This is a genomic window from Massilia scottii, assembly GCF_030846495.1.
Taxonomy (GTDB): domain Bacteria; phylum Pseudomonadota; class Gammaproteobacteria; order Burkholderiales; family Burkholderiaceae_D; genus Telluria_A; species Telluria_A violaceinigra.
In genome coordinates this window covers 370837-394731 of record NZ_JAVCWM010000003.1, presented here as the reverse complement: position 1 = coordinate 394731, position 23895 = coordinate 370837, and the positions used below count along the sequence as shown (strand labels likewise).

General features: G+C 63.4%; 19 protein-coding genes and 1 pseudogene. 18 read left to right on the top strand and 2 right to left on the bottom strand.

The features are described from left to right. Window positions 1-122 precede the first annotated feature (122 nt). From RBA41_RS05970 to can, 7 genes are all read left to right on the top strand, one after another. Window positions 123-1025 carry an NAD kinase gene (locus RBA41_RS05970; protein WP_306621984.1) on the top strand — a complete coding sequence of 301 codons (903 nt, stop codon included), beginning with the start codon at window positions 123-125 and terminating at the stop codon, window positions 1023-1025. A gap of 53 nt (window positions 1026-1078) precedes the next feature. Next, complete coding sequence (gene recN / locus RBA41_RS05965; protein WP_306621982.1) at window positions 1079-2743, top strand: DNA repair protein RecN; 1665 nt, start codon at window positions 1079-1081, stop codon at window positions 2741-2743. Between the two features lie 149 nt (window positions 2744-2892). Further along, complete coding sequence (gene hemH / locus RBA41_RS05960; RefSeq protein ID WP_306621980.1) at window positions 2893-3999, top strand: ferrochelatase; 1107 nt, start codon at window positions 2893-2895, stop codon at window positions 3997-3999. 394 nt (window positions 4000-4393) lie between these two features. Continuing rightward, the gene (gene grpE, locus RBA41_RS05955) at window positions 4394-4930 is read left to right on the top strand and encodes a nucleotide exchange factor GrpE (RefSeq protein WP_306621977.1); all 537 of its coding nucleotides are present in this window, start codon (window positions 4394-4396) and stop codon (window positions 4928-4930) included. Window positions 4931-5021: 91 nt separating this feature from the next. After that, on the top strand, window positions 5022-6962 hold the full coding sequence (gene dnaK / locus RBA41_RS05950) for a molecular chaperone DnaK (protein ID WP_099874925.1): 1941 nt from the start codon (window positions 5022-5024) through the stop codon (window positions 6960-6962). A gap of 138 nt (window positions 6963-7100) precedes the next feature. Then, the gene (gene dnaJ, locus RBA41_RS05945) at window positions 7101-8234 is read left to right on the top strand and encodes a molecular chaperone DnaJ (RefSeq protein ID WP_099874926.1); all 1134 of its coding nucleotides are present in this window, start codon (window positions 7101-7103) and stop codon (window positions 8232-8234) included. Window positions 8235-8322: 88 nt separating this feature from the next. Next, complete coding sequence (gene can, locus RBA41_RS05940) at window positions 8323-8982, top strand: carbonate dehydratase (protein ID WP_306621974.1); 660 nt, start codon at window positions 8323-8325, stop codon at window positions 8980-8982. 120 nt (window positions 8983-9102) lie between these two features. Here can and RBA41_RS05935 read toward each other — a convergent pair whose 3' ends face one another. Beyond that, complete coding sequence (locus tag RBA41_RS05935) at window positions 9103-9870, bottom strand: carbonic anhydrase (RefSeq protein WP_306621972.1); 768 nt, start codon at window positions 9868-9870, stop codon at window positions 9103-9105. Between the two features lie 184 nt (window positions 9871-10054). Between RBA41_RS05935 and RBA41_RS05930 the strand changes: the two genes are divergently transcribed. Beyond that, the gene (locus tag RBA41_RS05930) at window positions 10055-10423 is read left to right on the top strand and encodes a nucleotide pyrophosphohydrolase (protein ID WP_306621970.1); all 369 of its coding nucleotides are present in this window, start codon (window positions 10055-10057) and stop codon (window positions 10421-10423) included. A gap of 26 nt (window positions 10424-10449) precedes the next feature. Here RBA41_RS05930 and gabD read toward each other — a convergent pair whose 3' ends face one another. Continuing rightward, window positions 10450-11904, bottom strand: a complete 1455-nt coding sequence (gene gabD, locus RBA41_RS05925) for an NADP-dependent succinate-semialdehyde dehydrogenase (RefSeq protein ID WP_306621968.1) — start codon at window positions 11902-11904, stop codon at window positions 10450-10452. A gap of 531 nt (window positions 11905-12435) precedes the next feature. Here gabD and RBA41_RS05920 point away from each other — a divergent pair. The 10 genes and pseudogenes from RBA41_RS05920 to RBA41_RS05875 form a co-directional block, all read left to right on the top strand. Then, window positions 12436-13200 carry a gamma-glutamyl-gamma-aminobutyrate hydrolase family protein gene (locus RBA41_RS05920; protein WP_306621966.1) on the top strand — a complete coding sequence of 255 codons (765 nt, stop codon included), beginning with the start codon at window positions 12436-12438 and terminating at the stop codon, window positions 13198-13200. Window positions 13201-13347: 147 nt separating this feature from the next. Next, window positions 13348-14718, top strand: a complete 1371-nt coding sequence (locus RBA41_RS05915; RefSeq protein WP_306621964.1) for a glutamine synthetase family protein — start codon at window positions 13348-13350, stop codon at window positions 14716-14718. Between the two features lie 73 nt (window positions 14719-14791). Beyond that, complete coding sequence (locus RBA41_RS05910) at window positions 14792-16225, top strand: aspartate aminotransferase family protein (RefSeq protein ID WP_374709497.1); 1434 nt, start codon at window positions 14792-14794, stop codon at window positions 16223-16225. 23 nt (window positions 16226-16248) lie between these two features. After that, the gene (locus tag RBA41_RS05905; protein WP_306621961.1) at window positions 16249-17367 is read left to right on the top strand and encodes a polyamine ABC transporter substrate-binding protein; all 1119 of its coding nucleotides are present in this window, start codon (window positions 16249-16251) and stop codon (window positions 17365-17367) included. A gap of 67 nt (window positions 17368-17434) precedes the next feature. Further along, window positions 17435-18568 (top strand): ABC transporter ATP-binding protein, encoded by a 1134-nt coding sequence (locus RBA41_RS05900; RefSeq protein ID WP_306621959.1) that lies wholly within the window; start codon window positions 17435-17437, stop codon window positions 18566-18568. Between the two features lie 7 nt (window positions 18569-18575). After that, on the top strand, window positions 18576-19481 hold the full coding sequence (locus RBA41_RS05895) for an ABC transporter permease subunit (protein WP_306621956.1): 906 nt from the start codon (window positions 18576-18578) through the stop codon (window positions 19479-19481). An 8-nt stretch (window positions 19482-19489) separates the two neighbouring features. After that, the gene (locus RBA41_RS05890; RefSeq protein WP_306621954.1) at window positions 19490-20341 is read left to right on the top strand and encodes an ABC transporter permease subunit; all 852 of its coding nucleotides are present in this window, start codon (window positions 19490-19492) and stop codon (window positions 20339-20341) included. 76 nt (window positions 20342-20417) lie between these two features. After that, window positions 20418-21788: a DUF3138 family protein gene (locus RBA41_RS05885; RefSeq protein WP_306621952.1), complete on the top strand. Its 1371-nt coding sequence runs from the start codon at window positions 20418-20420 to the stop codon at window positions 21786-21788. 16 nt (window positions 21789-21804) lie between these two features. Beyond that, entirely contained in the window at window positions 21805-23298 is a 1494-nt protein-coding gene (locus RBA41_RS05880; RefSeq protein ID WP_306622063.1) for an aldehyde dehydrogenase, read from the top strand. Next, a pseudogene (locus RBA41_RS05875) lies at window positions 23291-23839 on the top strand (HAD hydrolase-like protein); the annotation flags it as partial. The gene RBA41_RS05880 and the pseudogene RBA41_RS05875, both read left to right, overlap by 8 nt. Window positions 23840-23895 lie beyond the last annotated feature (56 nt).

The window sequence follows — 23895 nt, the reverse complement described above, 5'->3', positions numbered from 1 at the left end:
CGCCGCACTTATACTGCGCCACTGTGGATGCATACAGTATTGCCGCCGACAGCGGCCGTATGGCAGAAGCAGGCATTATGGGGTAATCTCCTGCGTGTCGCCCCTCAACCGCCGAGAAGTCTATGCCCGCTACGCCTGAATCGCACCAAACCATCGCGCTCGTCGTGCGGCATAACACGGCCGGCATCGGCGAACCGGTCGGCCGCCTGCTCGCCTTCCTGCAGGAGGCCGGCTACCGCGTGGTGTTCGAGAGCGAAACCGCGGCCCACCTCGGCCTGCCCGGGATCGAGGCGATGAGCGTGAGCGGCATCGGGGCGGTGGCCTGCGCCGTCATCGTCATGGGCGGCGACGGCACCATGCTCGGCATCGCGCGCCAGCTCGCGCCCTTCGATGTGCCGCTGATCGGCATCAACCTGGGCCGCCTGGGCTTCATGACCGATATTCCCGTCGAGCGCATGATCCCGGTCGTCGGCGACATCCTCGGCGGCAAGGCGCGCGCCGAAAAGCGCACCCTGCTCGAAGGGCGCGTGCTGCGCGGCGGCGTCATGATCGCCTGCGGGCTGGCGGTCAACGACGTGGTGGTCGCGCGCGGCGCCGGCGCCGGCATGGTCGAGCTGAAAGTGGCCGTGGACGGCAACTTCATGTACAACCAGCGCTCCGACGGCCTGATCATCTCGACCCCGACCGGCTCGACCGCCTATGCGCTGTCGGCCGGCGGCCCGCTGCTCCATCCCAGCCTGGGCGGCATCGTGCTGGTGCCGATCGCCCCGCACGCGCTGTCGAACCGGCCGATCGTGGTGCCCGACAGCAGCGAAATCGTGATCGAGATCGTCAGCGGGCGCGACACCAGCGTCAATTTCGACATGCAGACCTTCGCCAGCCTCGCGCATGGCGACCAGATCGTCATTTCGCGCTCGCCGAACCACATCACCTTCCTGCATCCGGAAGGCTGGAGCTATTACGACACCCTGCGCGAAAAATTGCACTGGAACGAATATCCGTCGGGCGAGGGCAAGCTGCGCTAACGGCGCTGTCCCGCACGCCATTCCCCATTCGAATACTGGACTGACACACCTTCATGCTGCGTACCCTTACCATCCGTGATTTCGTCATTGTCGATACCATCGAGCTTGAATTTTCCAGCGGTTTTTCCGTCTTTACCGGCGAGACCGGGGCCGGCAAGTCGATCCTGATCGATGCGCTGCAGCTGGCGCTGGGCGGGCGCGGCGACGCCAGCGTGGTGCGCGAGGGTGCGCCCAAGGCCGACATCACGGCCGATTTTTCGGTCAGCGAGGTTGCTCGGGCCTGGCTGGAACAGAATGAATTCGCCGTCGAGGAGGGCGGGGCACTGCTGCGCCGCGTGATCGACAACGCCGGGCGCTCCAAGGCATTCATCAACGGCGTCGCCGCCACCGCCGCCCAGCTGCGCGACCTGGGCGACATGCTGGTCGATATCCACGGCCAGCACGCGCACCAGTCGCTGCTCAAAAGCGACGCCCAGCGCGCGCTGCTCGACAACCAGGCCGCCTTCAAGGATGCCGGGGCCGGCGCCGATGCCCAGACCGTGGCCGCCACCCACAAGGCGTGGCGCGCCCTGGCCCGCCAGCGCGAGGAATTCGAAACCAATGCCAAGAACGTGCTGATCGAGCGCGAGCGCCTCGAATGGCAGGTGGCCGAGCTGCAGAAGCTGGCCGTGAAACCGGGTGAATGGAGCGAGATCACCAACGAGCACAGCCGCCTGTCGCACGCCGCCAGCCTGCTCGAAGGCGCGCAGGAAGCGCTGGCCGCCATTTCCGAATCGGACCATCCGATCCTGTCGCAGCTCTCTTCGCTCAACCAGAAGCTGGGCAAGCTGGTGGCCGTCGATGCGCAATTGCAGACCGTGCTCGACTGCATGGAACCGGCCCGCATCCAGCTGCAGGAAGCGGTGTATGCACTGAATAATTACCTGGACCGGGTCGACCTCGATCCCGAGCGCCTGCGCCAGGTCGACGCGCGCATGGAAGCCATCCACACGACGGCGCGCAAGTTCCGCGTCACGCCCGACGCGTTGCCGGACGAATTCGCGAGCCTGTCGGAGCGTCTCCAGCAACTGGCCGACGCCAGCGACCTGGACGGCCTGCGCGAGCAGGAAGAGAAAATCAAGGCCAGCTACATGACGGCGGCGGCGCGCCTGTCGGCCACGCGCGCGGTGGCGGCCAAGCTGCTGGGCACGCAGGTGACGGCGGCCATGCAGGAGCTGAACATGACCGGCGGCAGTTTCGTGGTGGGGCTCAATGCCTGCGAGCCGACCAGCAATGGCGTCGAACAGGTGGAGTTCCTGGTGGCGGGCCATGCCGGCGTGGCGCCGCGTCCGCTGGCCAAGGTGGCCTCGGGCGGCGAGCTGGCGCGGATCGCGCTGGCCATTTCGGTGATCACCTCGAATGCGACCACCACCCCGACCCTGATTTTCGATGAGGTCGACAGCGGCATTGGCGGCGCCGTGGCCGAAGTGGTGGGGCGCCTGCTCAAGCGCCTGGGCCAGGAGCGCCAGGTGCTGTGCGTGACCCACTTGCCGCAGGTGGCCAGCCAGGCCAACCAGCATTTCCAGGTGGCCAAGGGGACCACGGGGGAGGGCAAGACCGTCTCGCACATCGACGTGCTCGACAACAAGGCGCGGGTGGAAGAGGTGGCGCGCATGCTGGGTGGGGTGGAAATTACCGCGACCACGCGCAAGCATGCGCGCGAGTTGCTGGCGTTGTAAGCCCTGGCGCGGGAATGACGGCTATACGGTCGGGGGTCAGTTTTCCACCGGGTCACCCCACCTGAAACCGGTTCAACACGCCTAAATAATGCTGGGTTTTAACCCGGAACCCTATAATATCGGCTCTCCTTCTCACGATCGCCGCTCCCATGTCCTTCCGCAAAGAACCCCCCTTCACCCACGGCACGCCAACCCGCAACGCCGTGGTGCTGGTCAACCTGGGCACGCCCGACGCGCCGACCACGCCGGCGGTACGGCGCTACCTGAAGGAATTCCTGTCGGACCCGCGCGTGGTGGAAATTCCGCGTGCCATCTGGTGGCTGATCCTGCACCTGATCATCCTGCCGTTCCGGTCCAGCAAATCGGCCGCCAAGTACGCGTCGATCTGGACCCAGGAAGGCTCGCCCCTCAAGGTGCATACCCAGAAACAGGCCCTTCTGCTGCGCGGCCTGCTGGGCCAGCGCGGCCATGATTCGGTGAAGGTAGTGATGGCGATGCGCTACGGCTCGCCGTCGCTGCCGGAAGTGCTGGACCGGCTCAAGGCCGAAAACTGCGACCGCATCGCGATTTTGCCGGCCTACCCGCAGTATTCGGGCACCACCACCGGCTCCATCAGCGACGCCGTGTTCGCCCACTACGCCGGGGTGCGCAACGTGCCCGAACTGCGCATGATCAAGCACTACCACGACCAGGACGGCTACATCGACGCCCTGCGCGACACCGTGCTGGCGCACTGGAAAATCAATGGCCGCGGCGACAAGCTGGTGATGAGTTTCCACGGCGTGCCGAAGCGCACCCTGATGCTGGGCGACCCCTACCACTGCGAGTGCCACAAGACCGCGCGCCTGCTGGCGGCCAGGCTGGGCCTCTCAAGCGAACACTACCTGGTGACCTTCCAGTCGCGCTTCGGCAAGGCCGAGTGGCTGCAGCCGTACACGGCGCCGACCCTGGTGCAGATGGCCAGGGATGGCTTGAAACGCGTCGACCTGATCTGTCCCGGCTTTACCAGCGACTGTCTGGAAACGCTGGAAGAAATCGCGATGGAAGCGAAGCACGATTTCGAGGCGGCCGGCGGACGCGAGTTCCATTACATCGCCTGCCTGAACGAGTCGCCGACCTGGATCGCCGGCCTGGCCGACATCACCGAGCAGCACCTGCTGGGCTGGGACACCAGGGCCACGCCGGCGCAGCGCGAGGCGCAAAAGCAGGACAGGGATGCGGGACGCCGCAGCGCAGCCGCGCTCGGCGCAAGCTGAGGCCGGCACGCCTCGCGGGCGCGAAATTGACAGGCTCTAATTGCCGCCTGTTAAAATAGCGACCCGTGCCCACTCAGACCGGCGTAGCAGATCATGACCAGCGCAAGCACGGTGTAGGCAACAACGCTGGCGGCAATCAACGGCAACTTCATGTCGAACTCCCTGAAACAGCTTCGCGCGAGCGGGATTCGCGCGTGCAAGCTGGATAACTTCATGGTAGTCCGGGCCGTCCTGAAATGAATCTCCTTATTGGTAAGATTTGTAACATTGGATGAAAAAGCAACGCCGCAGGATTCCCCTTGAAAATGTAGGTTATAGCCCCATCTGGGTGGCTGTGTGGTTAGCAAGACACGTCAAACAAATCGCTAAGTCATTGATTCCAGGAGTTTTTCCGATGCAAGACCAAGAAAATCAGGAAGTGCAACAACCATCCGACGACGCCGTGCAGGCGGCAGCTCCGGTCAACGGCGAGCCGAGCCTCGAAGAGCAGTTGAGCGCCACCGAAGCCAAACTGGCTGAAATGCACGACGCCTTCATGCGCGCCAAGGCCGAAGGCGAGAACATCCGCCGCCGCGCCCAGGAAGACGTCAACAAGGCGCACAAGTTCGCCATCGAGAGTTTCGCCGAGGCCATGGTGCCGGTGCGCGACAGCCTCGAAATGGCGCTCAAGGTCGAAACCCCATCGGTCGAGTCGCTGAAAGAAGGCGTTGAAATGACCCTCAAGCAACTGACCTCGGCGTTCGAGAAGAACAAGCTGGTCGAAGTGCTGCCGGCCCAGGGCGACAAGCTCGATCCGATGAAGCACCAGGCCGTCGCCGTGGTCCCGGCCGATCAGGAAGCCAATACCGTGGTCACCGTGCTGCAAAAAGGCTATATGATCGCCGACCGTTTGTTGCGCCCTGCCATCGTTACCGCAGCGCAAGCAAAATAAATACAGCGTGCTCTCTTGCAAGGTCTTGAAAGCACGCAGTTTTTCCACATATTCAAGTCATCTGAAACTAAGTAATTAAAAGGAAAACATCATGGGCAGAATTATCGGTATTGACCTGGGCACGACGAACTCTTGCGTCGCCATCATGGAAAACGGTCAGCCAAAGGTAATCGAGAACGCAGAAGGCGCGCGTACGACGCCTTCCATTATTGCTTACCAAGAAGATGGCGAAATCCTCGTTGGCGCGCCGGCCAAGCGCCAGGCGGTCACCAACCCGAAGAACACGCTGTTCGCGGTCAAGCGCCTGATCGGCCGTAAGTTCGACGAAAAAGAAGTCCAGAAAGATATCGGCCTGATGCCGTATTCGATCATCAAAGCCGACAATGGCGATGCATGGATCGGCGTGCGCGACAAGAAACTGGCCGCACAGCAAATTTCCGCCGAAGTCCTGCGCAAGATGAAGAAAACCGCCGAAGACTACCTCGGCGAAGAAGTGACCGAAGCGGTCATTACCGTGCCTGCGTACTTCAACGATTCGCAGCGCCAGGCGACGAAAGACGCCGGCCGTATCGCCGGCCTGGACGTCAAGCGCATCATCAACGAGCCGACCGCGGCAGCGCTGGCGTTCGGCCTGGACAAGACCGACAAGGGCGACCGCAAGATCGCCGTGTATGACCTGGGCGGCGGCACGTTCGACGTTTCGATCATCGAAATCGCCGACGTCGATGGCGAAAAGCAGTTTGAAGTACTCTCGACCAACGGCGACACCTTCCTCGGCGGCGAAGACTTCGACCAGCGCATCATCGATTACATCATCGACGAGTTCAAGAAGATCAACGGCCTGGACCTGAAAAAAGATCCGATCGCCCTGCAGCGCATCAAGGCGTCGGCCGAGCGCGCGAAGATCGAACTGTCGTCGTCGCAGCAAACCGAAATCAACGAGCCGTACATCGCCATGGCGAACGGCGCGCCGGTCCACCTGAACCTGAAAATGACCCGCGCCAAGCTCGAGTCGCTGGTTGAGGAACTGATCGCGGCCACCATCGAGCCATGCAAGATGGCGATCAAGGATGCCGGCGTAAAAGTCTCCGACATCGACGACATCATCCTGGTCGGCGGTATGACCCGTATGCCGAAGGTGCAGGAAAAGGTCAAGGAATTCTTCGGCAAGGATCCGCGCAAGGATGTGAACCCGGACGAAGCCGTCGCTGTCGGCGCCGCCATCCAGGGCGCCGTGCTGTCGGGCGAGCGCAAGGACTTGCTGCTGCTGGACGTGACCCCGCTGTCGCTGGGTATCGAAACCATGGGCGGCGTGATGACCAAGATGATTCACAAGAACACGACCATCCCGACCAAGTTCAGCCAGGTGTTCTCGACCGCCGAAGACAACCAGCCTGCGGTGACGATCAAGGTATTCCAGGGCGAGCGTGAAATCGCGTCCGGCAACAAGGGCCTGGGCGAATTCAATCTGGAAGGCATCCCGCCGGCATCGCGCGGCACGCCACAGATCGAAGTGACCTTCGACATCGACGCCAATGGTATTCTGCACGTCGGCGCGAAAGACAAGGCCACCGGCAAAGAGAACAAGATCACGATCAAGGCCAACTCCGGCCTGACCGAAGCGGAAATCCAGAAGATGGTGAAAGACGCCGAAGTCAACGCCGAAGAAGACAAGAAGGTCAAGGAACTGGCCGAATCGCGCAACCAGGCCGATGGCCTGGTGCACTCGACCCGCAAGTCGCTGACCGAATACGGCGACAAGCTCGAAGCGGGCGAGAAGGAAGCCATCGAAGCGGCCATCGCTGAAGTGGAAGCCTCGATCAAGGCTGGCGACAAGGCCGAGATCGATGCCAAGATCGAAACGCTGTCGACCGTCTCGCAGAAGCTGGGCGAGAAGATGTATGCCGACATGCAGGCCAAGCAAGCCGCGGGTGGCGCCGAAGGCGGCCAGCAGTCGGGCGGCAACGAAGGCAAGCCGGCGCAGGACGATGTCATCGATGCCGACTTCAAGGAAGTCAAAGACGCCAAGTAATGCCGGAGCCGGGTGCGGGCCGCTGCAGCTAAGCGGCCCGCACCGGATCGAGCAAAGGCCACGACAAGCCGAGCCCCCCAGCGGCTCGGTTTTTTGCATAAACAGTAGCGTAGTAGCTAGACAGCAAGGTGCCGACAAATGGCAAAGCGTGATTTTTACCAGATCCTCGGGGTCGCCAAGAATGCTTCTGAGGAAGAGATCAAGAAGTCGTATCGCAAGCTTGCGATGAAATACCATCCGGACCGCAATCCGGACAGTAAGGAATCGGAAGACAAGTTCAAGGAAGTCAAAGAAGCGTACGAAATGCTGACCAATCCGGAGAAGCGCGAAGCGTACGACCGTTACGGTCACGCGGGCGTCGATCCGAACATGGGCGGTGGCGGCGGCTTCGGCGGCGCCGGTGCGGGTGGCTTCGCGGACAGTTTCGGCGATATCTTCGGCGATATTTTCGGCGGCGGCGCGCGCGGACGCAGTTCCGGGCCGCAGGTGTACCGCGGCACCGACTTGCGCTTCAACCTCGAAATCACGCTGGAGCAGGCGGCGCACGGCCACACCCAGGATATCCGCGTGCCGAGCTGGGAAAAGTGCGACACCTGCCACGGCAGCGGCGCCAAGCCGGGCACCTCGCCGGTGACCTGCACCACCTGCGGCGGCAACGGCCAGGTGCGCATGCAGCAAGGCTTTTTCAGCATCCAGCAGACCTGCCCGAAGTGCCATGGCAACGGCAAGATCATCGCCGATCCATGCGCTCCGTGCGGCGGCGAAGGCCGGATCAAGCGCAGCAAGACGCTGGAAGTGAACATTCCGGCCGGTATCGACAACGGCATGCGCATCCGTTTCACCGGCAGCGGCGAGCCGGGCACCAACGGCGGGCCGCCGGGCGACCTGTATGTGGAAGTGCACATCAAGCCGCACGCGGTATTCCAGCGCGAAGGCGACGACCTGCATTGCGAAATGCCGATCTCGTTCGTCAAGGCCACCCTGGGCGGTGAAATCGAAGTGCCGACCCTGTCCGGCAAGGTCTCGTTCACGATTCCTGAAGGCACGCAATCGGGCAAGACCTTCCGCCTGAAAGCGAAGGGCATCAAGGGCATGCGCTCCGGTTACGCGGGCGACCTGTTCTGCCACGTGGCGGTCGAAACGCCGGTCAAGCTGACCGACAAGCAAAAAGACCTGCTGCGCGAATTCGAGCGCCTGACGGTCGAAGGTGGCGGCAAGCACAGCCCGCAGAGCAAGGGCTGGATGGACAAGGTGAAAGATTTTTTCGAATAAGGCGGGCTTAAGCACGCCTTGTCATCCGAACCGCTGAATTCGGCCCTTGGGCCTCTCAGCGGTTTTTTTTGAGCAAACAGGACTTCATATGACTCTAGCACAACAAGAAATGGACGCGCTATTCAAACGCAATCGCGACTGGGCGGCGGCGATGGTGGCCAGGGATGAAAACTTCTTCAAGGCGCTGACTGCCCAGCAGTCGCCGCAGTATCTGTGGATTGGCTGTTCCGACAGCCGCGTGCCGGCCAATGAATTGCTGGGACTGGCACCGGGCGAACTGTTCGTTCATCGCAACATCGCCAACGTGGTCGTGCATTCCGACCTGAACTGCCTGACGGTGCTGCAGTTCGCCATCGACGTGTTGAAGGTCAAGCATGTGATCATTTGCGGCCATTATGGCTGCTCGGGCGTGCATGCGGCCATGATCAACAAGCGCGTCGGGCTGGCCGACAACTGGCTGCGCCATGTGCAGGATGTGCAGCAAAAGCACGACAAATACCTGGGCGATGCCTTGCCGTCGCGTGCGCGCGCGGACCGTTTGTGCGAGCTCAATGTGACGGAGCAGGTGGTCAACACCGCGCAGACGACGGTGGTGCAGGATGCGTGGGAACGCGGACAGGCGCTGACCGTGCACGGCTGGGTGTACGGCTTGCACGACGGCTTGCTGCGCGACCTGGGCATGAGCGTGAGCGGGGCCGATGAGCTGGCGCCGAAGCTGGCGGCGCGCTTGCAGGAATATCAGGAATAATTTTTGCCCAGACGCCTTTGTAACACCGGCGGTTGCGACCGTCGCGTAGCTAACTTAAAGACCGTCGCTCCCGCCGAGGGCCGCCTTGGCGCGGGGGCGACGGCGTCGAGATGCAGCTGATTATTTGCTTTCTTTTACCACGCGTCCGTTCAGATGCTGCACCGGACGCGCATTGTGCTTGTACAGCTTGTGAAACTGCGCCAGTTGCGCCTTCGACATGTCCACCGGCGTCTTGAGCACGAACCAGTTCGCTTCCTCGCTGCATGGCGGCGTGGTCAGCGATCCCGGGAAATTGTAATACCCCTGGGTCGGCGGCAGAATCTGCATCGTGTCGATCGTCACGCCCTCGACGGTCTGCTCGACGTCGGCTTCCTTGGGCAGGTTGTTGAAGATATTGGTCAGCGCCGGGTTTTCCTTGCCCAGCTTGAACAGCAGCGCGACCACGGCCAGCTTGTTGTCGGCATTCCTGTGTACCAGGTGTAATCCCAGCGGATACTGCTTGCCATTGATGCGCTCTTCGCTCGGCGTATGGAAGTGGAACTGCAGCAATTCGTGCCGCACGCCACCAATCGCCATCCCGCTGCCCGGCGCATAATTGACTTGCACCGTGTGGCCGTTGTCGATGATTTTCAGGGGCGATGGCTGGTACTCGAACACGATCGGATCGAGGTCGGCCTTCGTGGTCGTCCTGGTGTGGATATCGATCGGCGACTGCTGGTGGCCCGTCTTGCAGGTCACATAATCGGACTTGATGGCGCCCCATTTCGCCGGTCCGGTGGCGCCCGCGTAAGTCCATTCGTGCTTGGCATGCTGGGCGTGTTGCGCCTGGGCGGACAGCGGAAGAAGGGCGGCCAGCGCCAGCGAAACGACGGTCATGCGTGAAATCATATTCTTTCCTTGTAGTCGAATGGGGTACCGTAACGGAGTAGCCTCGTTGCGCGCTCTGTCTGGTCATAATATCTTTCCTCGCAACAAGTAAATGCAAAAGAACTACACTTGCTGCAAGAAAGCAACAAGATGCTGTCTTCTTCCATCCTGGCCAAGTGTGGAAAATACTTAATGGAGTTGAAATTTGAATCACGGAAACAACCACCTGCACGAGATCCGCGCCCTGGCGCGCACCTTTGTCGCCGAGCGCGACTGGGGACAGTTCCACACACCGAAGAACCTGTCGTCGGCACTATCGGTGGAGGCGGCCGAACTGCTCGAACATTTCCAGTGGCTCAAGACGGGCACGCAGGAAGAGCTCGGCGCGGACAAGCTGGTGCAAGTGCGGCATGAAATGGCCGATGTGCTGGTCTACCTGGTGCTGCTGGCGGACCGGCTCGATGTCGACCTGGGCGCGGCGGTGGAAGAAAAGATGGCGCTCAACCGGGCCAAGTACCCGGCCGACAAGGTGCGCGGCGATGCGCGCAAATACCACGAATACCCGCCGGACTGAGCCGGCGGGGGGATTTCAGGGAGGGCTTACAGTCCGGCCATGCAGATGTACTTGATCACCAGATAGTCATCGATGCCGTAGCGCGAGCCTTCGCGCCCCAGTCCCGACTGCTTGACGCCGCCGAACGGCGCCACCTCGGTCGAAATCAGGCCCGTGTTGACCCCGACCATGCCCGACTCGAGCGCATCGGCCACGCGCCACACGCGCCCGATGTCGCGCGAGTAGAAGTAGGCCGCCAGCCCGAATTCGGTGTCGTTCGCCATGGCGATGACATCGTCCTCGGTATCGAAGCGGAACAGCGGCGCCAGCGGGCCGAAGGTTTCCTCGGTCGCCACCTGCATCGCGGACGTCACGTCGGCGATCACGGTCGGCTCGAAAAAGCTGTGTCCCAGCGCGTGGCGCTTGCCGCCGGTCAGCAGGCGTGCGCCTTTCGAGAGCGCGTCGGCGATATGCTGCTCGACCTTGAGCACGGCCTTTTCCTCGATCAGCGGGCCTTGCGTCACGCCCATATCCTGTCCGTTGCCGACCTTCAGTTTCTGCACCGCCGCCACCAGTTTCTCGGCGAAGCGCTCGTACACCCCATCCTGCACGTACAGGCGGTTGGCGCACACGCAGGTCTGGCCGGCGTTGCGGTACTTCGACGCGATGGCGCCTTCGACCGCCGCATCGAGGTCGGCATCGTCGAACACGATGAAGGGCGCATTGCCGCCCAGTTCCAGCGACAGCTTCTTGATGGTCGGGGCGCACTGTTCCATCAGCACCCGGCCGACCTGGGTCGACCCGGTGAAGCTCAGTTTGCGCACCAGCGCATTGCCGGTCATTTCGCCGCCAATCGCCTTCGAATCGCCCGTCACGACGCTGAACACACCCTTGGGCATGCCGGCGCGCTCGGCCAGTTCGGCCAGGGCCAGGGCCGAGAACGGGGTCAGCTCGGCCGGCTTGACCACCATCGGGCAGCCGGCCGCCAGTGCGGGCCCGGCCTTGCGCGTGATCATCGCCGCCGGAAAATTCCACGGGGTAATTGCCGCGCAGACCCCGATCGGCTCCTTGGTCACCACCAGGCGGCGGTCGGCCCAGGGCGACTGCAGGGTATCGCCCTCGATGCGCTTGCCTTCCTCGGCGAACCATTCGATAAAGGAGGCGGCGTAAGCGATTTCGCCCTTCGATTCGAGCAAGGGTTTGCCCTGTTCGGCGGTCATGATCACGGCCAGGTCGTCGGCGTTCTCGATGATCAGGTCGTTCCATTCGCGCAGGATGACGCTGCGTTCGCGCGCGCTCTTCTTGCGCCAGGCCGGCCAGGCCGCGTTGGCCGCCGCGATGGCGCGCGCCGTTTCCGCGGCGCCCATGCGCGGCACCGTGCCCAGCGTTTCGCCGGTGGCCGGATTGGTGACCGTGATGATGGCCGCATTGTCCGCATCGCACCATTCGCCGTCGATATAACATTGCTGCCGCAGCAGCGCAGGGTCTTTCAGATTCAACATAGTGAGGCTTTCGTCAGAGGCTTGGCGCGCAGGCCGGGCAACCATCTTAGCGTTTTTCGTCATCGATTGCCCGGCAGCGCGCGCGCCGGCGTGATGATGCCAACGAGCAGCATCGAGCCACCGGCGTCTTGACCCGGCGCAAGCCGCACGCTCTCCGCGCGGAAGCCTTTGTGGCCGCACAAGCATGGCCGCGCTGCCGGGGCCATGCTCGACGGTGACGGCACCGCGTCCGGCGTTGCCGCCGATAAAGCTTTCCTAACCGGGGTCAGACCTCCGATTAGAAATAAAAGTGTTTCGATTCGGAGGTCTGACCCCGGTTAGGAAACTAGTTGCCGCAGTGGAAGATGGAGCGTCCCGGCGGTTCGTGTTGGCATGTTTGACAACTTGCCGGTAAGCTCTAACAGTGGTTCGATGCATTGATCTGCGTCAAACCTATGTCGTCCATTTGAGATGGATCAAGCAGCACTCGCCATCAGGCCGATTAGCCATTATGATGAAACGAGTGCGTCATTCGTTCTTATACCGACAATCATGCGCCGCCCTATCGTCCTCGTTCCTGCCTGCACGCGCCAGATCGGACCTCATCCGTATCACGCCGCGCAGCTTAAATATGTCGACGCCGTCGTCCTCGGCGCCGACTGTGCCCCCATGATCCTGCCCGCGCTCGGCGCCGCGCTCGACCTGGAAGCATCCCTGTCCGTGTGCGACGGCATCATGCTCACCGGCTCGGCTTCGAACGTGCATCCGAGCTACTACGACCAGGACGTCCTCGACCCGACCCTGCCGCAGGACCCGGCGCGCGATGCCACCACCCTGCCGCTGATCCGCGCCGCCCTCGAACGCGGCATCCCCCTGATCGCGGTATGCCGCGGTTTCCAGGAGATGAACGTGGCCCTCGGCGGCAGCCTGCATCAGGCGGTGCAGGAAGTCGAAGGCAAGATGGACCACCGCGAAGACCCCGATGCGTCCATCGACGACCAGTACGGCCCGGCCCACGACGTCATCCTCACTCCCGGCGGCGCCTTCCAGCGCATGCTCGGCGGGCTTGACCGCATCGCCGTCAATTCGCTGCACGGGCAGGGCGTGGACCGGCTCGCACCCGGCATCGCCATCGAAGCGGTGTCGCACGATGGCCTGGTGGAAGCGTTTTCGGTGCCGTCCGCGCCCGGCTTTACCCTGGCCGTGCAGTGGCATCCCGAGTGGCAGATCCTCGAGAACCCCGCTTCGATGAACATGTTCGGCGCCTTCGGCCAGGCTTGCCGCGCTTATCAGGCCAGGCGCGAGGGGCGCGCATGAATACGCAGGCCACCAGTCATTACGAAAAGTGGGCCCTGCGCTGCGTGCCGTAGCGCCGCTTGCCATCCTCGGTTCCACAGCACGCCGGCGGCATCTGCCCGCGCGCGTATGAGCAAATTACAGAGCGCAAACTACAGAGAGAACATCATGGCAATTCGCGAAAACTTTACCTATACCGACATGGACCTGTGGCTCAACGAGAAACGGGTCACCGAAATCGAATGCCTGATCCCCGACTTGACCGGCGTCGCCCGCGGCAAGATCCTCCCGCGCGGCAAATTCACGCAGGAGCGCGGCATGCGCATTCCCGAGGCGGTGCTGGGCATGACCGTGACCGGCAACTACCCCATCGACGACGAGGCCTACGACCGCGCCATCTCGGCCACCGACCGCGACATGATCCTCAAGGCCGATCCGACCACCATCACCATGGTGCCATGGGCGGTCGACCCGACCGCGCAGGTGATCCACGACTGCTATTTCGCCGACGGCAAACTGGTCGACTTCGCCCCGCGCACGGTGCTGCGCCGCGTGCTGAAACTGTACGCCGACAAGGGCTGGAAGCCGGTCGTCGCGCCCGAACTCGAGTTCTACCTGACCGCCAAGAACATCGATCCCGACCTGCCGCTCAAACCGCCGATCGGCCGCAGCGGCCGCGCCGAAACCAGCCGCCAGGTCTACAGCATCGACGCCGTCAACGAATTCGATCCGCTGTTCGAGGATATCTACGACTACTGCGAACTGATGAACCTCGACGTCGACACCCTGATCCACGAGATCGGCGCCGGCCAGATGGAAATCAACTTCCTGCATGGCGATCCGCTCGGCCTGGCCGACAAGGTGTTCTTCTTCAAGCGCACCTTGCGCGAGGCGGCACTCAAGCACGACATGTACGCCACCTTCATGGCCAAGCCGATGGCGGGCGAACCCGGATCGGCCATGCACGTGCACCAGAGCGTGGTCGATGCCAGGACCGGCCTGAATATCTTCAGCAGCGAGGACGGTTCGGCTTCGCCCCTGTTCAAGCAGTACATCGGCGGCCTGCAGCGCTACATGCCGTCGGCCATGGCGATCGTGGCGCCGTACGTCAATTCGTACCGCCGCATCGTGCGCCACACGGCCGCGCCGATCAATATCCAGTGGGGCCTGGATAACCGCACGGTGGGCTTCCGCGTGCCCGAATCGGGCGTGCAGGACCGGCGCGTGGAAAACCGCATCATCGGCGCCGACGCCAATCCCTACCTGGCATTGGCCGTCACGCTCGCCTGCGGCTACCTCGGCATGACCGAGCAGCTCGAACCGACCCCGATGATGAACGGCAGCGCCTACGAAATGCCGTTCGAGCTGCCCCAGGGCCTGCCCGAAGCGCTGCACCTGCTGCGCGCCGAGGACAAGCTGCGCACGGTGCTGGGCGAGCGCTTCATCGACGTGTATGCGGCCATCAAGGACCTCGAACACCAGGAATTCATGACCGTCATCAGCCCGTGGGAACGCGAGCATCTGCTGCTCCACGTTTAATTTGCTGCTGCACGTTTAATCAGTACGACCACCGACAATAACTAGAACGAGGTTCATCATGACAGCCAATCCAATGGTCCCGAGCGCCGCGCTGGTCGCGTCGGTCAAGGCCGCCACCCACGACGTCTACGACACCGCCGAAATCCAGCGCCAGGACGCGGCGCACTACATGCATCCCTTCACCGACCACAAGGCGCTGGGCGAGCGTGGCGTGCGCGTGATGGTGCGCGGCGACGGCATCTATCTGTGGGATTCGGAGGGCAACAAGATCCTCGACGGGATGTCCGGCCTGTGGTGCGTCAATGTCGGCTACGGGCGCACCAGCATCTCGGATGCGGTGTACCGCCAGATGCAGACGCTGCCCTTCTATAACAGCTTCTTCAACACCACCAACGTGCCGGCCACGCGCCTGGCCGCGCTGCTGGTGGAGATTTCGCCGCCCCAGTTCAACCACGTGTTCTTCACCGGTTCCGGCTCGGAAGCGAACGACACCAACCTGCGCATGGTGCGCCGCTACTGGGACCTGAAGGGCTTCCCGAACCGCCACACCATCATCAGCCGCTACAACGCCTACCACGGCAGCACCGTGGCCGGCGCGGCGCTGGGCGGCATGGCGGGCATGCACGAGCAGGGCGGCATGATCCCCGGGATCGAGCATATCGGCCAGCCGAACTACCTGGAAAACGGCGGCGGCATGAGCGCCGACGAATTCGGCATCGTCGCCGCCGGCTGGCTGGAGACCAAGATCCTCGAGGTCGGCCCCGACAAGGTGGCTGCCTTCATCGGCGAACCGGTGCAGGGCGCCGGCGGCGTGATCATTCCGCCGGCCACCTACTGGCCCGAAATCGGCCGCATCTGCGACAAGTACGGCGTGCTCCTGATCGCCGATGAAGTCATTTGCGGCTTTGGCCGCCTGGGTACATGGTTTGGCTCCGAGTTGATGCAGATCAAACCAGACTTGATTACATTCGCGAAGGGTGTGACCTCGGGATATGTTCCTCTGGGTGGCGTGCTGGTCGGCGACCGCGTGGCGGACGTGCTGATCGAGGAGGGCGGCGACTTCAATCACGGCTTCACGTATTCGGGCCACCCGGTGGCCTGTGCGGCGGCGCTGGAAAACATCCGCATCCTGATCGACGAGCGGCTGGTGCAGCAGGTGGCGCAAGATACCGGCCCGTACCTGAAAGAGAAGTTCGAAGCGCTGATGGACCATCCGCTGGTGGGCTACGCCGACACCTGCGGTTTCGTGGCGGGGCTGAACCTGGTGCGCAAGAAGGCCGAATCGGTGCACGACTGCGAGTTCTTCGATCCGGACCAGGGCGTGGGCATGCTGTGCCGCGGCTACATGTTCGCCAACGGGATCATCATGCGCGCCGTGGGCGACCGCATGATCATCGCGCCGCCGCTGGTGATGACGCGCGCGCAGATCGACGAAATGATTTTCAAGATCAGGTACTGCCTCGAGGCCACCCTGATCGACTTGCAGCAGCGGGGCTGGGTAGTTTGAACCGACGTTGAACCGGAGGCAGGATGAAGACGATACGCCGCATCGCACAGTGCTTCATCCTCGGCCTCGCAGCCGCCGCCAGTATCACTGGTCCGGCGTGGGCCGCCCCGCCGGAAGAAAAAATCCTCAACATCTACAACTGGTCCGACTACATCGCCGAGGACACGGTCCGCAACTTTGAAAAAGAAACCGGGATCAAGGTCCGCTACGATCTGTTCGACAGCAACGAGGTCCTGCACGCCAAGCTCACCGCCGGCAAAACCGGCTACGACATCGTGGTCCCCACGGCCCACTGGGCGCGCCTGCAGATCGACGGCGGCCTGCTGCGCCCCCTCGACAAGGCCAGCCTGCCCAACCTGGCCAATCTCGATCCGGCGCTGCAAACGCTGCTCAAACGGCTCGACCCCGACAACAAGCACCTGGTGGTCTGGCTGTGGGGCTACACCACGCTCGGCATCAACGTCGACAAGGTCAAGGCGGCCCTGGGCAGCTTGCCCATGCCCGACAATGTGTGGGACCTGGTGTTCGATGCGCGCTACGCCAGCAAGCTCAAATCGTGCGGCATCTCGTTTCTCGATTCCCCGTCCGAGGTGCTGCCCGCCGCGCTGCTCTACATCGGCAAACCGGCCTACTCGAAAAACAGCGCCGACTACCAGGATGCCGCCCGCATGCTGCAGGCGATCCGCCCATCGGTGACCCTGTTCAGTTCCGCCGGCTACATCAACGACCTGGCCAACGGCGCCCTGTGCGTTTCGCTCGGCTGGTCGGGCGACATCAACATCGCGCGCCAGCGCGCCATCGACAGCAAGAACGGCCAGAACATCGTGGCGCTGGTGCCGAAGGCCGCCGCCCTGATGTTCGACACCATGGCCATTCCGGCCGACGCCCCGCATCCGGGCAACGCCCACCTGTGGATCAACTACATCCTGCGCCCCGACGTGCATGCGAGCCTGACCAACAAGGTCTTTTACGCCAATCCGAATGCGGCCGCCACGGGCCTGGTGCGGCCCGACATCGCCGGCAACCGCACGGTCTACCTGCCCGACGCCGACAAGCAGCGCATGGTGGTGCCCGAGCCCCTGAGCGCCGACGCGCGCCGCACCATGACGCGCGTGTTTACGCGTTTTAAGACCGGGATGTAATCATTTTGTCTGCATACCGGCGTATGTCCGATAAAATTGCGGCTTTGCCTATTCTTTCATCATTCATATGACGATTGCACAACCCGCAAGCCCGCAGCCTTTTCTCCTGATCCGCAACCTCGTCAAGGACTTCGACGGCGTGCGCGCCGTGAACGACATTTCCCTCGCCATCGACAAGGGCGAGATCTTCGCGCTGCTGGGCAGTTCCGGCTGCGGCAAATCGACCCTGCTGCGCATGCTTGCCGGCTTCGAGACCCCAACCGCGGGCGCGATCGAACTGGCCGGCCAGGACCTGGTCGGCGTGCCGCCCTACGAGCGCCCGGTCAACATGATGTTCCAGTCGTACGCGCTGTTCCCGCACCTGACGGTGTGGGACAACGTCGCCTTCGGCCTGCGCCGCGACGGCCTGGCCAAGGCCGCCATCGCCGAACGGGTCGACCAGATGCTGGCGCTGGTGCAGCTGGGCGCCTACGCCAGGCGCAAGCCGCACCAGCTCTCGGGCGGGCAGCAGCAGCGCGTGGCGCTGGCGCGCAGCCTGGCCAAGCGCCCCCAGTTGCTGCTGCTCGACGAGCCGCTCGGCGCGCTCGACAAAAAACTGCGCGAGCAGACCCAGATGGAACTGGTCAATATCATCGAGCAGGTCGGCGTGACCTGCGTGATGGTCACCCACGACCAGGACGAGGCCATGAGCATGGCCACCCGCATCGCCGTCATGAGCGAAGGGCGCATCCTGCAGGTGGGCGCGCCGGGCGACATCTACGAAACGCCCAATTGCCGCTTCGTGGCCGACTTCATCGGCAGCGTCAACATGTTCGACGGCCACGTGCGGGTCGACCAGCCCGACCACGTCATCGTCGAAACGCCGGAATGCCGCCACTACGTCAGCCACGGCATCAGCGGCACCAACAACATGCCGGTCAGCGTGGCGGTACGGCCCGAAAAAATCGCCCTGCAGCGCGACATGCCGGGCGTGCAGCAGCGCGCCTCGGCCGCCGAAGACGGCTACAACTGCGTGGCCGGCGAGATCGTCAACGTCTCCTACTTCGGCAACGAGACCCACTACCAGGTGCGCCTGGCGCAGGGCGGCATCCTCAAGGTGGCGCGCACCAACGCCGCGCGCCATGAAGAGGCCCGCCTCGAACGCGGCCAGCGCGTGGTCGCGTGGTGGGACGGCAGCGACATCGTGGTCCTGACCAATTGAGGCGGCCATGAGTACAATCCTGCGCCCCCCGGCGGCCGGCCGCCGCTTCGTCATCGGCCTGCCCTTGGTCTGGCTGACGATCGCCTTCCTGATCCCGTTCCTGATCGTGCTGCGCATGAGTTTTGCGGAACTCGACGACACCGGCAGCCCGTTCGGCCCTTTGCTCACCTTCAGCGATGGGGTCATCAGCATCAAGGCCAAGGTCGTCAACTACGTCGCCCTCACCGAGGACGACAACTACCTGTGGACCTTCCTGCGTTCGCTCGCCTACGCGGGCCTGACCATGGTCCTGTGCCTGGTGACCGGCTACCCCTTCGCCTACTTCATGGCGCGCGCCAAACCGGCGTATCGTCCGGTGCTGCTGATGATGGTGATGCTGCCGTTCTGGACCTCCTTCCTGCTGCGCATCTACGCCTGGAAGGGCATCCTGGCCAACCAGGGCCTGCTCAACAACCTGCTGCTGTGGCTCGGCGTGATTACCGAACCGCTGAAAATGATGAACACCCCGTTCGCGCTGGTGCTGGGGATGTTCTATGCCTACCTGCCGTTCATGATCCTGCCGCTGTACGCCAACCTGGTGAAGATGGACGTGCGCTTCCTGGAAGCGGCGGCCGACCTGGGCGCCACCCCGTGGCAAGCCTTCTGGCGCGTCACCGTGCCGCTCTCGAAATCGGGCATCATCGCCGGCGCCATGCTGGTGTTCATTCCGGCGGTGGGAGAATTCGTCATTCCCGAGCTGCTCGGCGGCCCCGAGACGCTGATGATCGGGCGCCTGCTGTGGGACGAATTTTTCGTCAACACCGACTGGCCGCGCGCCTCGGCGCTGGCGGTGGTGGCGATCATGCTGATCCTGGTGCCGATGGCGATCTTCAATAAATACAAAGCCGAACAGGAAGCGGAGGGCCGCGCATGAGCAAGCAAATGAACAAGCGAATGGACAAGACCGCGCTGGCCCGCTGGTTCGGCCGCGGATGGCTCTCGCTGGGCTACCTGTTCCTGTACCTGCCGCTCGTGGTGCTGGTCGTGTTTTCGTTTAACAGCTCGCGCCAGGACATGGTGTGGAGCGGCTTTTCCACCCAGTGGTACCCGGAGCTGTTCAACGATGCGGAACTGGTCAGCGGCTTCGTGCTGTCGCTGAAAATCGCCCTGATGAGCGCCACGTCGGCCGTGGTGCTGGGGACCTTTGCCGCCTTTGCCCTGAACCGCTACAAGCGCTTTCCCGGCCGCCTGCTGTTTTCCGGGATGGTCAGCGCGCCGCTGGTCATGCCCGAGGTGATCATCGGCCTGTCGCTGCTGCTGATGCTCGTATCCGTGCAGAAGATGTTCGGCTTTCCCGAGCGCGGCGCCTTCACCATCTGGATCGGCCACACGCTGCTCGGCATGGCGTATGCGGCCGTGGTGGTGCAGTCGCGCCTGCGCGAAATGAACCGCTCGCTCGAAGAAGCGGCCATGGACCTCGGCTGCCGCCCGCACCAGGTGTTCTTTCTGGTGACGCTGCCGAACATCACGCAGTCGCTGGCTTCGGCCTGGCTGCTCACGTTTACGCTCTCGCTCGACGATGTGGTGCTGTCGAACTTCCTGTCCGGTCCGGGCGCGACGACCATGCCGCTGGTGATCATGTCGCGCGCGCGCCTGGGCCTGGACCCGCGCGTGAACGCGGTGGCTGCATTGACAATTCTGGTGGTGTCGACCGGCGTGATCGTCGCCGCCATCATGATGGCGCGCGCCGAGCGGCAGCGCCAGAAGCAGGTGGCGGCCGCAGTCAAGTCATAGCACGCTCTTCGGCCGCTGTTTACGGTGGTGGGCACGGCGTGCCCGCCACCCTCACCGTTGGCCCGAGGAGTGATCCATGCACGTCTACCGCAACGCCGTCATCGCCATCGCCGCAGCTTGTCCCGTCATCGCGCAAGCCCAGACCACCCAGGAACTCAAGGCAGAACTCGACGCCCTCAAGGCGCACGTGCAGAGGCTCGAAGCGATGATCGAGCGGTCCGAACGGTCCAAATCGGACGACTCGGCCGAACTGGCGCGCCTGCGCGTCAAGAGCGACGCCGCCGACGATGCCGCCGAGACCAGCGGCTTGAAGGGACTGAAGATCTCCGGCTACATCGATCCGACCTACATCCGCAACCGCAACGCCAGCACGTCGAGCTTCGTCTTCCTGAACAATAACAGCTCGGTCAATGGTTCCGGCGAGAGCTTCGGCTACGACAATACCTACTTCGGCAGCGCCATGCTCAATGTCGACAAGGAGCTCGAAGGCGGCACCAAACTGAAAATCTCCCTCATGCCCAGCAAGGGCACGGCGGCCGGCTACAACTTCGGCAACCTGGTGCACGAAGCGTCGGTCTCGATTCCGCTGGGCGGCCTGTCGACGCGCGTGTTCGCCGGCCAGATTCCCGACTGGAGCGGCTACGAGGTCATTGCCTCGACCCAGAACAAGCTCATTACCCATAACCTGTTGTTCGATTTCTCGGCTGCGAACTTCTATACCGGCGCCGGCCTGCAGTTCGTGCGCGGCAAATGGGATACCAAAATCATGGCCGGCAATATGAACAGCGCCCGCATCGACCACGCGCGCGAGAAAACCCCGGGCCTGTTCTATCGCGTCGATTACGCCAAAAGCGAGTTCGCCGGCCTGGGCATGTCGGGCACCCATTCGGGCTTCGACGACGACAGCGCGTTTGGGCGCCTCGACCTGCTGGAAGTGGACGGCTACCACACGCGTGGCGACTGGAATTTCCAGGGTCAGTTAAGCTATGGGCGCCAGCAGGCCACCCCCGCCAATCGCTACAATGTGCCGCGCCAGCGCTGGTACGGCCTGTCGTCGCTGATGTCGTACAAGGTCATGCCGCGCCTCGAAGCCGTCGCCCGGCTCGACTACATCCACAACAGCAGGGGCGGAGGCGGCGTGTTCGGATCGACCCTGGGCGGCGGCTGCAAGGACCTGGGCGGTCTGGATGCGAACTGCCCGGACGGGCGCAACGGCTTCGGCGCCGGCATGGTCTGGAGCGGCGAGGACTGGGTGGTGCTCGACCCCAGCCGCGGCGCCAATCGCGCGGCGCTCTCGCTGGGCACGCAGTACCTGCTCATGCCGGGCGTGAGCGTGAAGGGCGAATACCGCTACGACCGCGCCACGGCCAGGGTATTCAAGACATCGGACGACCAGTACCGCCGCGACAATCATGTTATCGGCGTATCGACAGTAGTGAGTTTTTAGGGAGCACAGCATGGCAATGACGCAAGCGAACAAGCAATGGCACGAACGGGCGGCAGCCCTCGGCATCGACGGGCGCGCATTCATCGGCGGCGAGCGCGTCTGGGCCAGATCGGAACAGCGGTTCGATAATCTCTCGCCCATCGACGGCCGCCAGCTGGGCCTTGTCGCGCGCTGCGACGGCCTCGATGTCGACGCGGCCGTGGCGGCGGCGCGCGCGGCGTTCGAGGACCGGCGCTGGGCCGGCCAGGCGCCCGCGGCGAGGAAGCGCGTCCTGATCAAGTTCGCGGACCTGATCCTGGCGCACGCCGGGGAGCTGGCCTTGCTGGAGACGCTCGACATGGGCAAGCCGATCAAGTACAGCCAGAGCGTGGACGTGCCGGCCGCGGCCAACTGCATCCGCTGGTACGGCGAGGCGATCGACAAGATCTACGACGAAATCGCCCCCACGGGCGACAATAGCCTGGCGCTGATCACGCGCGAGCCGGTCGGCGTGGTGGCGGCCATCGTGCCGTGGAACTACCCGATGATCATGGCGGCCTGGAAGATCGCCCCGGCGCTCGCCGCCGGCAACAGCGTGATCCTCAAGCCGTCCGAAAAGTCGCCCCTGACGGCGCTGCGCCTGGCCGACATCGCGCTCGAAGCCGGGCTGCCGGCCGGCGTGTTCAACGTCGTCCCCGGCTACGGCCATGAAGCCGGGGCGGCGCTGGCGCTGCATATGGATGTCGATTGCATCGGCTTTACCGGCTCCACCAAGGTCGGCAAGCAGATATTGCAGATGGCCGGGCAATCGAACCTCAAGCGCGCCTGGACCGAATTAGGCGGCAAATCGGCCAACATCGTCTGCGCCGACTGTCCCGATCTCGATGCGGCGGTGAGCGCGGCCATCGGCTCGATCTATTTCAACCAGGGCGAAAGCTGCAATGCGCCTTCGCGCCTGTTCGTCGAGGCCTCGATCAAGGACGCCTTTCTGGAAAAGGCGCTGGCGCTGGTGCCCGATTTTGCGCCGGGCGACCCGCTCGACGAGGCTACCGTCATGGGCGCCATCGTCGATGCCGCGCAAATGAAGACCGTGATGGGCTACATCGAAGAGGGCAAGCAGGCCGGCGCCAAGTTGCTGGCCGGCGGCGAGGCCGCACGCCTTGATACCGGCGGCTTTTACGTGGCGCCGACCCTGTTCGACCAGGTGGACGGCAGCATGAGCATCGCGCGCGAAGAGATCTTCGGGCCGGTGCTGTCGGTGCTCAGTTTTACCGACATCGACGACGCCGTGCGCCAGGCCAATTCGACCCAGTACGGCTTGCAGGCGGCGGTGTGGACGGCCGATTTGAGCCGCGCGATCAAGACCGCGCGTGCCCTGCGCGCCGGCACCGTGCACGTGAACCAGTACGATGGCGACGACATCACGGTGCCGTTCGGCGGCGTCAGGCAGTCGGGCAACGGACGCGATAAATCGCTGCACGCCTTCGACAAGTACACGGAACTGAAAACCACATGGATCCAGATTGGATGAGCGTACAGCAGCGCCGCGCCTGAAGTACCGGCTGGTCATTTTCGACTTCGACGGTACCCTGGCCGACTCGTTCTCCTTCTTCCAGAGCGTGTACAACGGCCTGGCGGACAAGCATGGCCTCAGGCGCATCGAAGGCGACCAGGTCGGGCATTTGCGCGCCATGGGCACGCGCGAGATCATGCGCTACATCGGCATGCCTGCCTGGAAGATGCCGGTGGTGTCGAAAAGCTTCATCGGGATGATGAGCGAGAATGCCGCCAGCATTGTGCTGTTCGATGGCGTGGCCGATGCCTTGCAGGCGCTGTTCGACGCCGGCGTGATGCTGGCGGTGGTGTCGTCCAATTCGGAGCACAACGTACGCCGTGTGCTGGGGCCGGAGTTAAGTGGGCTGTTCAGCCATTTCGAGTGCGGCATGTCGGTGTTCGGCAAAGCCTCGCGCATCCGCAAGGTGGTCAAGCAAAGCCAGGTTGGCGCGGGCGACGCGCTGTATGTGGGCGACCAGGGTACCGATGCGGAGGCATCGGCCAAGGCAGGCGTGGCGTTTGGCGCCGTGGCGTGGGGATATGCGCCGCCCGAGGTATTGCGCGCACATGGCCC